At 44.5% G+C, this 12,531-nt stretch carries 5 protein-coding genes; 4 read left to right on the top strand and 1 reads right to left on the bottom strand.

Annotation, left to right across the window (positions count from 1 at the left end; translation table 11 throughout):
* Positions 1-16: 16 nt before the first annotated feature.
* The 3 genes from ICN47_RS11870 to ICN47_RS11860 all read left to right on the top strand — a co-directional run bounded on the left by ICN47_RS11870 (position 17) and on the right by ICN47_RS11860 (position 2,182).
* Positions 17-838, top strand: coding sequence for a peptidylprolyl isomerase (locus tag ICN47_RS11870; RefSeq protein ID WP_216220154.1), 822 nt, complete (start codon positions 17-19; stop codon positions 836-838).
* Between the two features lie 10 nt (positions 839-848).
* Positions 849-1,409, top strand: coding sequence for a hypothetical protein (locus ICN47_RS11865; protein WP_216220153.1), 561 nt, complete (start codon positions 849-851; stop codon positions 1,407-1,409).
* Positions 1,410-1,498: 89 nt separating this feature from the next.
* A complete protein-coding gene (locus ICN47_RS11860) occupies positions 1,499-2,182 on the top strand; it encodes a M48 family metallopeptidase (protein ID WP_216220152.1) in 684 nt (227 codons plus the stop codon).
* 11 nt (positions 2,183-2,193) lie between these two features.
* Here ICN47_RS11860 and ICN47_RS11855 read toward each other — a convergent pair whose 3' ends face one another.
* Positions 2,194-3,933, bottom strand: a complete 1,740-nt coding sequence (locus ICN47_RS11855; RefSeq protein WP_216220151.1) for a ShlB/FhaC/HecB family hemolysin secretion/activation protein — start codon at positions 3,931-3,933, stop codon at positions 2,194-2,196.
* 1,393 nt (positions 3,934-5,326) lie between these two features.
* On the opposite strand from ICN47_RS11855, the gene ICN47_RS11850 reads away from it, so the two are divergent.
* Positions 5,327-12,531: autotransporter-associated beta strand repeat-containing protein (locus tag ICN47_RS11850; protein WP_216220150.1), on the top strand; the 7,205-nt coding region annotated here is incomplete at its 3' end.

Below are 12,531 nucleotides of genomic sequence, written 5' to 3'. Positions count from 1 at the left end.
GGCATAAAATAAGCCCATGAAAAAACAACTTATTTATTCTCTCCTGGCTGGTCTTTTAGTGATCAGTCAGTCGATCTATGCAGCCGATAAGCCTGCTTCCAATAATGTGGATTTCTTTGCAACAGTCAACGGCACGCCGCTTACCAATGGCTTGCTGGATCTTAATGTCAAAGCAGCAATGGCTCAAGGTCAAAAAGATTCACCAGAACTCAAGAATGCACTTAAAGATGAATTGATTAATCGTGAGTTACTTACTCAAGAATCGATTCGCCAAGGCTTAGATAAAGATATCGACTTCCGGGATCAGATTGCTCAACTCAAGCAAACATTGATGATTCAAGCATTTTTGGAAAATCATTTTCAGAAGAATCCTATTTCAGATGCAAAGCTACGCGAAGAGTATGACCGCCAAAGAAAACTCATTGGTGAAGGTGCATCTGCGACCCAATATCGCTTGAGCCAAATTATTGTGACAACTGAAACTGATGCAAACGATTTAATCCGACGCATCCAGAAGGGTGAGCTCTTTGGTAAGTTGGCGCAAGACTATTCCATTGATCAAGCTTCAAAAGCCAATGGCGGTCAAATTGGTTGGGTATTGCCAGGCCAGGTTGTAGCCCCTGTAGCCAATGTGATTGTGAATCTGAGTAAAGGTGCCATATCTAATGCACCAATCCAAACTCAAGGTGGTTGGGTGATTGTGAAGGTTGACGATAAGCGCGCATTCAAATTCCCAACGTTTGATGAGGCTAAGCCGCAGTTGCGCCAAGCCATCGTGCAGCAGTATCTGGCTGAAACTGTTAAGAAATTGCGTGAATCTGCCAAGATTGTGATGTAAGCTCATCCCAATGAAAAAGCTTCTACTATCCACGCTGTTTTTCTTAAGCCTCTCATCTCAGCTTGCTATTGCGGGTGAGAAGGTGGCTTATCAGAGCTGGATAGTAGACATGAATGGCGCCACTACAGAAGCCTACACATCTAATGATTCCAAATCCTCTTTTGGGGTCTTTTGTGCGGCTGATAAATGTTTGTTCTACCTTCATCAAGCTTTGCAGTGCCAACCAGGTGCTAAGTACTCTGTGCTCATGAATAGCGCAAGCATCTCTACAGCCTTATCCATGCAATGCACCCAAATTGGCGGTAATCTCTTTCAGATCTTGGATCCCTTTGATGCCGTGCTCAATGCTGTTAAAGCAGGGGACACGATTGGCTTTGCAGTAGCGCTGCAGTCTGGAGCATTTGGCGTCACGCGCTTTAGCTTGGCGGGTTCAACTGAGGCCATTAGAAGGGCTCTTGAGGAGGCTGCAAAGGCTGCTCAACGCCCAAATCAGCCTGCACCAGCGACTCCGGTACCAGTTCCACCTGCTAATTCTCCGGGTATGCGTGGCCTCAAAGATATTTTGATTTAAATATGGGTTTTGGTATTTGCACTACACGCAATACCTTGGCAGTTCTTTGCAGCGCGCTCCTTGTGGCCTGTTCTAGCACTAAAAAGCCAATGGCAGTTCAAATACCCAATGAGACATGGTGGCAAACCGCCAATACCAATCTAAGCGCCAGTAGCGCAGAAAAGAATCTAGCTACGGTTCGTCAAAAAATGGTGAAAACGGTCCCCTTTCCATTTATTGTGGGCTTATCAGATTCAAAAGAGATCAATGCCTTTGCAGAGCTACAAAACAATCAGCGCTACATCATTTTTACCAATGGTTTCATTGCGCAGTTTGGCAATGATCCTGATGTCATGGCCACCGTCATGGGTCATGAGTTAGCCCATCATCAACTGGGCCATACGCAAGCAGATTACGCCAAGAATCGCGATGCAGCAGTAGATGCCACTAGCCAAGCCTTAGGCATGATTGCGAGTTACTTTATTCCCTTTAGCGGCTTAATTATTGGTAACGCCGCCAAGGGGGTAGGTCTCACATTTAGTCGTAATGATGAACGCTTAGCTGATGAGATGGGTATGCAGTGGGCAATGCAAGCGGGGTACTCTCCGTGTGGAAGTTATCGCTTTGCTGCCAAGATGAACGCTTTAGGTGAGGGTGCAGCCATTCCGTTTCTATCTACGCACCCTGGTAATAGTGAGCGCATGGAAAACGCAGATCTCTACGCACAAAGTAAAAGGGCCGCACCCTGTAGTGGCGACCCCGGTAGCGACCCAGTCATGACTCAGGCTAAGTAATTAAGCCATCATCAAAATGTATAGCTACCGGTAATCCAGCCACGAGGATTGGTAGTGGTGCCATCGGTATTTACTGCTTGTCCATACTGGTTGTATAGAGGATTTTTACCCACTTGCCAAGCTACTGAACCAGCAACGTTCCACCCACCAAAGATCCATTTAAGACCCAAGCCCGCACCCATTAAAGAGTAAGTATTGTTGGCATGGGTTTGACCCTGCCAGCCTGGATATAGATTTTTGTATTGCTGTACAGCGCCAGCATCAAAGAAGGCGCTGATTGTGAAATTCTCTGGTAACTGGCGACGCAATTCGGCTGTAGCTAAGCCACCTTGTGAGCCACCACCCTGTGCAACTGGATAGGCGCGCACCCCATAAGGACCTCCTAGATAAAACTGCTCTGCGGAGTTTAAGTTAACTGAAGCAGCTTGACCGCTGACAGCAACATAGAAAGAGGTTAATCCGTCTTCAGTCAGCTGTTGATTACGACTTCCAGAGAGGGCCAATTTAGAAAAGCTAGGCGGGGTGTAAGCGCCATAACCTTTGGAGCTGGTTCCTAGAATATCCAGGTAGCCTTGTACTACAGAGACCGAACCAGTCGAGATGCCGCCGCCAGCAAAGCCGTCATAGTGGTTGCCTGACATGCCAATAGAAAAGTTATTAATGTTGTAGCTGCTGATGACATATTGAGTCGTATTATTTTTATTCATGTAACTCTTAATGTCATAGTTCAGAGTTGCATTGAGGTTTGTTGCCTGACTACGAATGAGTGGATAGGCTGCACTCAAACCCGTTGTCCATGCATCGCCCACACCGCTATTGGCAGACACATAGCTACTGACGTTCTTATAGTTCAAGTAGGTTCCAGCTACTCCTAAGCGAAGACCATCAGGAGAAACAGGCAAAGAGTAGGCCGCTTGAATATATTGCGAACCTTCAGAAGCAATTCCGTTAATCGCCGCTTGATCACCAATGCCTGTAACGTTATTGGCATTTAAAGCAACCACGCCTTGGTTAGCACCAGTAGTACGGCTTCCGTAGTTATTGAGTTCAACACGACCGGCAGCAATAGGGGGTTCAGTGAGCTGTACTCGAACAGCAGTCTCACCATCATTCTTGCCTGGCTCTAATTGACTAGATACCATTACACCAGGAGTTTCATTCAAAATGATTAAGGCACGCTCCAAGTTATCCATATTGAGCGGACCGCCGACGGGATTTGCATAAGTAATGTACTGGGCAGCACGATCTTTACCAAAACGCGTGTTGCCTTGCGGGGTGTCCACAATCACTTCGCTTAACTTGGCTTCAGTAATCAAAATCTTCACTACGCCATCAGCAATCTTTTGTGGAGGCAAAATAGCTTGAACAGTAAATCCCTTAGATCTATACAAAGCGACAACAGCATCACAAGCCTTTTGCAAATCATCAAAATTGACGGGTTTGCCTACCCATTGCTTGAGAACACCCTGAACCGTAGCTTCAGGAAGTAGCTTTACCCCTTCCAAAACGAAAGAATTGACCGTAAAGCGGACTTCACCCGCTTTAGAGGCACTTTCACGTGGAGCGGTAGGTTTGGCTGATTCTGGAAGGGCAAGGGGGGAGGGCAAGGGGAGTTGACGCTCTAAATTCTGCTGCAAGGCGCCGGCATCAACTTGGGCATAGACAGCGCTAGAAATGCTAGCACCCCCTACAAAAAGTGCTAATGCAGAGTAAGACAGCTTGTTGAGGCGAAAAAAGGTGTTTTGAGTCATTTTCTCTATTAAAAACATATATTTAATGAATAGCCTCCATTGTATTGGATTGAGATATTCAATGCAGGCTAAATGGGGCAAAAAATAGGCTTATTTGCACCCCAAATAGATCCATATTTGAAGTCTCCAGGAAATCCAATTTAGAGCTCAAAAAATACCCCAAAAAGATCTCTTTTTTGATCGAAATCGTAAGTCAAAATAAGTCATTTTTTTGGGTCTCTATTTAGAGCACTTTTGATCAGCAAATAGAGTAAAAAACAAATCCAATTTCGCCAATCAGTAGAGAGAAATGATCGTAAACAAATCTCTAATGAATTGATTGTATGCATCAAGTAAAACGATCTAAGTGTTGATTTCAATAGTAATTTTCAAACTCATCACTTCAAAAAAACTTCATGTAACTTATGAAGAATGAAAAATGAATTCACACCGCATGAGTGGAAATTTAAGCAACAAAATTTGACCTAATTTTCGTCAAAAAGAAGATCTATTTTGATGTCAAAAAAGCACAATATTAATGATGAAAATGACACTCAAAAAGAATCAAAAAAGGGCGCAGAAATGAGCCTAAAAATCATTCAAATTTACCTCCCGAAATGCCATTATTTTTTGACCTCAAAATTGACAAAAATTTAGGCTAGCAAGTAGCTAAAAAGGAGAGCATTTAACTGCCAGTTCTTAGCTAAGATTTTTCTAAAAAATGACTATATAGAGATCATGAGGCGAACTAAAAATTTCACAGTAGCAGCACAGCGGATTGGTAAAAATTTCAGTATTCAATACAGGTAAATTATTCAAATACTGGTGCGAATAAATCCTTAAAAATTTACCCTTAATTTAGAGGGTAAGGGTGCAAAAATAACCCATTTTTTGACCCCAAATCCAGGAAAATTCCAGCCTAAAAAACAGCATTTTTACACCTTTAAAAAGGGGTCAAAATTCTCCAAAATCCTCTTTTTTCAAAATCCCACTAAATATTTGGGCTTATTAAGTTGCGCTAAATCCTTGAGATATAGGGGCTCATTTTTTCATTTTGATTTACTTGAGCTAGGCGCTTGTTAGCCCTAGGGTGAATATGCTTAAATAAGACTTGAACCCCAAATATCTATTGGGGTTTTTGCATATTAATGCGTAGTTAATTTTATAGCGATTGTTAAATTAAATTTTAGTGTTTTTAGTGGATAAATTTTGTTCCCCATGCAATCAGTTGTTCTCACACATCTGTGTGGGTGCCGAATGTTGCGCGCAAAATTTATTGAATGTGTTTTATTTCGTAAGACTGAGCTTAAGGCCAATTTCATCGCACATCATTCAGACTAAATTTTTAGCTCAGCATGTATGGCGATTACGAGGTAAAACTTATCCTCAAATCATCACCTTCAAGGCGCAAAATTTGGACCATAATTTGTGGTCCATTTCCGTTTTAAAAAAGGCCCCTGTTTTTATTCAAAACAGCGGGCAGATCAGATCTCAAAATACCCATCAAATTTCTACGCAAAAATTCTTTTTCATTGCGCAAATTCTGTTAGCAATTTTGGTCATCTGGGTTGCACAAATTTCGATCGCTCATGCGCAAAATAATGCGCGTGCTTTACCAACTGCTGGACAAGTTGTTGCTGGTACTGCAGTCATTACTCAATCCGGATTACAAACTCAAGTTAATCAAGCTTCACAAAGAGCAGTGGTGAATTGGGAGAGTTTTAACGTCGGAAAAGATGCTACTGTGACCTTTAATCAGCCCAATAGTTCGGCAGTCACTTTGAACCGCGTTACAGGCTCTTCTCCATCGGTTATTGATGGGGCAATTAAGGCTAACGGACAGGTGGTTTTGGTGAACCCCAATGGGGTCACTTTTGGCAAGGGATCCCAGGTTGATGCAGCAGGGGTCGTAGCGACCACTATGAACATCTCCAATAAGGACTTTATGGACGGTAAATCGACTTATAAAGGCGATGGCACCGGAAAAATTATCAATGAAGGCACGATTAGCGCCAATGCTAAGGATGGCTACATTGCCCTGTTGGCCCCAGAAGTACGTAATGACGGCTATTTAATCGCCAAAATTGGCTCAGGTACCGTTGCTCTGGCAGCCGGTAAGCAAATTACTTTGGACTTCCGTGGAGATAGTCTCATCAGTGTGAAAGTTGACGAGTCAGCAATCAATGCCCTGATCGAGAACAAACGTTTGGTCAAAGTTGACGGTGGCTTAGTCATCATAGCTGCAGGTGCAGCAAATAGCTTGATGAGCTCAGTGATCAGGAACACCGGCCGTATTTCCGCCTCTTCGATGGTTAATAACGGGGGCATCATAGAGCTAGTTGCGTCCACAATCAGCCAAAACGGCACGATTAGCGCCAATGGCAAAGGAGCAAACGCCAACGGCGGCAAGATCACTTTGCAGGGCGATGACATCACTTTGGCTGCTGGATCTACGATTAATGCCAAGGGAACAGTAAACGGCGGTACTGTAAACGTTGGCACCACAAATGTTCAATATACCCAAAATGCTGATGGTACTCGTACCAATGTTCAAGCACAAAATCTCGCTAAAACTGTCGTTTTAGAAGCTGGTGCAACGATTGATGCCTCATCAACTCAAAAGGGTGATGGCGGTCAGATCAATCTTTGGTCAAGCATCAAAACCACGGTTGCAGGTACTTTAAAAGCACTCGGTGGCATCCTAGGTGGCAACGGTGGTTACATAGAAACGTCATCAGCGGGTACTTTGGTAATAGCTACAACAGCAGTTGTTGATGTTTCTGCCCCTAAGGGAAAGAGCGGAATGTGGCTCTTAGATCCGACTGATTTAGTGGTTGATAGCTCTACAGCAGCAGCGATTTCAACGGCATTAAGCACCTCTAACGTGACCGTCGATGTGGCCGGAAATCTCACAGTAGCTGCTGGGGCGACCATTTCAGGTGCTGGTAATTTAACCTTAAACGCAACCGGAACCATTACTAACAACGGCGCAATTACAACCGGCTCAACTAGTAATTTGGTGATGAACTCAGCTGCTTTATCCCTGTCTTCTGGAAGTACTACTAGTGCAAACCAGATCACCGCGACTGCTCAGGCAGTGACCGTTAATGGTGCATTAAGTAGTTCTGGTGGCTCAACTGGATCTATTAATGTGACTGGTGGCGCAATTGTTTTATCCGGTTCAGTTAGCTCAAATGGCTCAAGTTCAGGATCAGGCAGCAGCTCTTCAAGTAGTTCTAGCACTACTGTGGTGCGTACCAAAGAAGAGGAGCTCGCCGCCCAAGCACCTGCTGCGCCAAGTGCGAACGCCATTACAGCAGCTGCCCAAACCACAGCTAAAGCCACCGCAGCTGCCGCAAGTGCTGCTGCTGCTGCCACTGTAGCAAGTAACAATGTGGCAGCGAATGCCGTTAAAGTCTCCGCATTAGCAACCCCAATTAGCCCATTAATGAATGTCGTAAATCTAGTTGCCCCGAATGCTGCAGTCCTTAATATCAATATTGCTCAAGCGGCATCTGCAGCTCAGTCTGGTACGACCACCATTATTAATGTGGCTAGCGCTGCAAGTACTGGAGTACCATCTGCCCCGATAGCCAGTTTGACCTTCACTGCTCAAACCCCGGCTCAGGTTGCAGCCCAAGCAACGGTAGCAACAGCAACGCCTAATAATTCAGGCGGCACAATTACCTTAGTGGCTAGCTCTAGTGTGACTGTTTCCCCAACAGCTACGATTACGGCAAATGCAACTGTTGCACCCAACTCAACTGACAATGCCCAGATCTCAGGAGTAGGTGGCACCATTAGTATTGCTGCTCCACAAGTAACAACTCAAACCGGTTCGGTAATGCAGGCTAACGGCAATAACGGCCCTGGCGGTAACTTCAATCTCCAAGCTACTCAACTTTCTATTGCTGGCCAAGTCCAAGCAAACGGCAACACCGGCGGTACCGTTTTAGCAGTAGCAACATCAAGCAGTATTCAAGCTGGAAGTCTGATTCAGGCGAATGGTAATAACGGCCCAGGCGGCGCAATTACCCTGCAAACAGTCAATAATCAAGTTATCAATAACGCCCAAATACAAGCCAATGGCTCTGGTAATGGCGGCAATATCCAAATCACCACCACCTCTGGCGACATCAATTTACAAAGTGCTCTCATCCAAACCAATGGTGCCAATGGCCGTGGTGGACAGGTTGGCATCGCAGCGACAAATTACACAAGCCTTGAATCATCGACAGTAGAAGCAACCGGATTTACCCAGGGCGGCACCATCAAAGTCGGTAATGATGCCCCAACGACAAATAACGCAGGTGGCACACTACCGTTCTCGATCTTTACCAATCTAGATATCAATAGCATTCTCAACGCAGCGCAAACCAACCCAGCTAACACCACCAACGGTGGTTACATTGAGACCTCTGGTCAAATTGTTAACTTACTCTCTTCCATTAATGCTGGTAGAGGAGGAATGTGGTTATTGGATCCAAATGATCTATCCATAAGCAACTCTGCATCTGGAACTGCTTTTAGTTGCGGATCTTCGCCGTGCTCTTACACTGCAGGCACTAACTCAGTAATTACTAATACTAGCGTAATTAACGCTTTGAATTCTGGTTATAACGTTACTCTTTCAGCATCTGGAAATATTTCGGTTGATCAAGGAATTCAGGTTACCGGATCCAATACAGAGACGTTGACTTTAGCGGCTGGATCGAATATTACCCTTAATGCACGAATATTAAATAATGCTTCTGAAACATCTCAAACCTCATACTATGGCACATTAAATCTCACCCTCAATGCTACTGGAAATATTTCAGGATCTATATACGCACCACTCAATGTGTCTGGGGTTAGCACTTTTAATGTTGGTTTAGGATCGGGAGAAATACAAGGGACTATAGATGGTAGATCGATATTAAAAACTGGGTCTGGTACCTTAATATTGGGTCATTACTCTAATACTTATACGGGCGGAACTGAGATAACTGGTGGAACTATTCGATTAGTAAATACCGGAACTAACGCCTTGGGTAGTGGGAATGTCGTAATTAGATCTGCTGGTACTTTAGATCTTAATAGCTACTCATCATCAAACTCAATTCAGTTGTATGGTGGAACCATTACAAATAGCAACTCGAGCGCTATCAGTGCCATCACTGGTAGCATCACCTTGCTAGCTACCACCTCAAATTTGAACGCTGCCAGTGGAGCAAGCCTTAATATGAATTCGGTGTTGTCAGATTCTGGTGCTGGCTACGGATTAAATTATGGCAGTAGTGGTAATGCCGGCACCGTAATATTATCTAAGGCCAACACCTACACCGGTGGTACCACCATCAGTGGGGGTACCTTGCAACTTGGTGCTTCCAATGCAATTGGAAGCAATTCTCCCGTGATTATGGCTGACAATACAGTGTTAGATCTCCATGGCTTTAATGACTCGATTTATTCATTAGCAACCTCGGGTACTGGTGGTGGAGTTTATATTCAGAATTCAGGATCTAGCACCAATACATTGACCATAGCAGGTAGCTCTGCATTTACTAAGAGTTTTTCTGGTGTTATCCGTGATAACAACGGCGGTACTGGTGTTGTAGCCTTAACTCTGAATAGCTCTGGTAGCGTTCAAGCTCTCTCTGGCACCAACACCTACAGTGGTGGCACGACGATTAGCGCAGGCACTCTTAAAGTAGGGAACGCTACTGCCTTAGGTAGCAATAGTGGGGCAGTAAGTGTTGCTAGTGGAGCTGCATTAGACCTAAATGGCATCACCATGACCGCTACTAATGCCTTAACCTTAAATGGTACGGGTATCTCTAGCGGTGGCGCCTTACTGAATAGCAATAGCACAGCTGCAACCTATGCTGGCTTAATTACCTTAGGTAGCGCCAGCTCCATCATCGGCGGTACTGGTTTAATTACTTTAAGTAATAGCGGAACTATTACGGGCTCTGGCTTTGGCTTAACCTTAGGCGGAGCTCAAGGTGGAGCAGTGAACTCTGTCATTGGCACTAATGCAGGAACCTTAACTAAGCAAGATGCTGGTACCTGGACTTTGACTAATACCAACACCTACAGCGGTACTACAACCATTAGTGCGGGAACATTAAAACTCGCCAATGTTTCTGGCACAACCATCCCAACTACTGCTGCCATTAGCATGAGTGGTGGTACTTTGGATCTAGACGGTTATAGCCAAATCATTGCTGCACTCAATAGTACTGGTGGCACACCTTATGTTACTAACAGTGGCTTAAGTGACGTTACTCTGACCTTTGGCGGAGCAAGTCCTGGAAGCTTTAGTGGCGTTATTCAAGATGGCACCAAAAAAATAGCTTTAACTCTTAACAGCAGCAGTAGTGGCACCCTCACTCTCTCTGGCACCAACACCTACAGTGGTGGCACGACGATTAGCGCAGGCACTCTTAAAGTAGGGAACGCTACTGCCTTAGGTAGCAATAGTGGGGCAGTAAGTGTTGCTAGTGGAGCTGCATTAGACCTAAATGGCATCACCATGACCGCTACTAATGCCTTAACCTTAAATGGTACGGGTATCTCTAGCGGTGGCGCCTTACTGAATAGCAATAGCACAGCTGCAACCTATGCTGGCTTAATTACCTTAGGTAGCGCCAGCTCCATCATCGGCGGTACTGGTTTAATTACTTTAAGTAATAGCGGAACTATTACGGGCTCTGGCTTTGGCTTAACCTTAGGCGGAGCTCAAGGTGGAGCAGTGAACTCTGTCATTGGCACTAATGCAGGAACCTTAACTAAGCAAGATGCTGGTACCTGGACTTTGACTAATACCAACACCTACAGCGGTACTACAACCATTAGTGCGGGAACGCTGCAATTGGGTAACGGTACCTCTGCAGGCTGGATCTCCAATAGCAGTAGCGTTACCAATAATGGTACCTTGATCTTTAATGAACCTGTTGGCGGCGGTGGCGATACTTATAGCGGCGTTATTACTGGTAGCGGTGCTGTAAAGCAAAGTGGTGCTGATAATTTAATTTTTGGTAATAGCTTTACTGCTAATACCTATACTGGTGGCACTATCATTACTTCGGGAACCTTGACTTTAGGCACAAGCGGTGCCTTACCGTCAGATCATGACGTCATCATTGGTGCAGGTACTTTGGATATCAATGGCCTTACTGTGAATCTTGGTGCTGGCACGATCTCGATTACAGGGGCAGGCACCTTAAGCGACTCAATAGGCGGGGGTAGTATTACTGCCGCCTCTTACAGTGCAACTAATACCTCAGGGATTGCCACTATCTCTGCAGTCTTGGGTGATTACAGTCCAACTCCAAGTGCTTTCACAATGAATGGTAGCGGTGGTACGCTAATGCTATTGGCTGCTAATACCTATACTGGAGCAACGACCGTTAGTGCCGGTACTTTAAAACTTGGAAATAATGGATCTGTTTCAGGGTTTGGCTCTTTGACTGTTTCTCTTGGCGGAACATTGGATGTAGCTGGTTTATCTATTAATATCCCCATAAATTTAAATGGCGGCACAATTACAAGTAGCACAGGGAGTAGCGGTGCAATCACAGGCGGGATTACATTGGGATCGAGCATTTCATATCTCAGTGCGGCACCAACTGCTACTCTCACAATTAGTACTACTGCCATTACTGAGGGAAGTGGTGGCTATGCCCTGACTATTGGTTCAAGTGCAAATACTGGCAACGTAGTCTTTTCATCTGCAAACTCCTATAGTGGTACTACTACGGTGTCATATGGGAAATTGATTTTAGATACGAACGGAAATATTGGGCCTGATTCAAGTAATTTAGTTATTACTAATTCTGGAACACTTGATTTATCTAATCATAATTTAACTGTTAATAATTTAACGATTGCTGCTAGCGGCTCTTTAATAAACTCTTCAAATAATTCAAACTTAGTAGTAAACGGAACTGGCTCAATTGCAGGATCAATTTCGAATGGCGGAAATCAAACCTACAACGGTGCGGTACTAGTTGGAAATGCAAGTGGTGCAGGTGTTACTCCTCAACTCACCGCTACTGGTAATGTCATCTTTAATTCAACAGTTGATGATGCGGGGGTTGCTGGAACAAATTCATTAACTGTTAGTTCCGATGCAACAGGGCTTTGGGGGTCTACAAACTTCTATGGAACTGTTGGCGGGATCAGGGCTTTAAATAATTTAACTACTATTGGCATAGCAAATTTACGATCTGATGTATATACAAAGGGGTCACAAAGTTACAACTATGATGTTTACTTGTATGCCAATAGCTTATCTCAACTCACCAACAATACGGTTACCATAAATCCAAATGCTGGTAGCGTTACATTTAATGGAGCTGTCAATGCTGGTTGGGCGATGGGAGCTATCGTATCTTTAGCCGTTATACCAAATTCAAGCTCACAACTAACTACTTTTAAAAGTGTTATCGGAGATGTGCATTCTCCCCTTAACCTGATCATTGGGGGAGCAAGCTTAATAAGTGCTGCAATCACCACCACCGGTGCTCAAACCTACACTGGCGCAGTGACACTGGGTAGTGATATTGTATTAACTAGCTCTGCAGCAGGCACGAGTGGCGATATTACTTTTAGCTCAACAATTGATAGTAGTGT

It is taken from the genome of Polynucleobacter sp. AP-Latsch-80-C2, assembly GCF_018882185.1.
Taxonomy (GTDB): domain Bacteria; phylum Pseudomonadota; class Gammaproteobacteria; order Burkholderiales; family Burkholderiaceae; genus Polynucleobacter.
The sequence above is the reverse complement of the archived record's forward strand: the minus strand, read 5'-3'. Positions and strand labels throughout refer to the sequence as shown.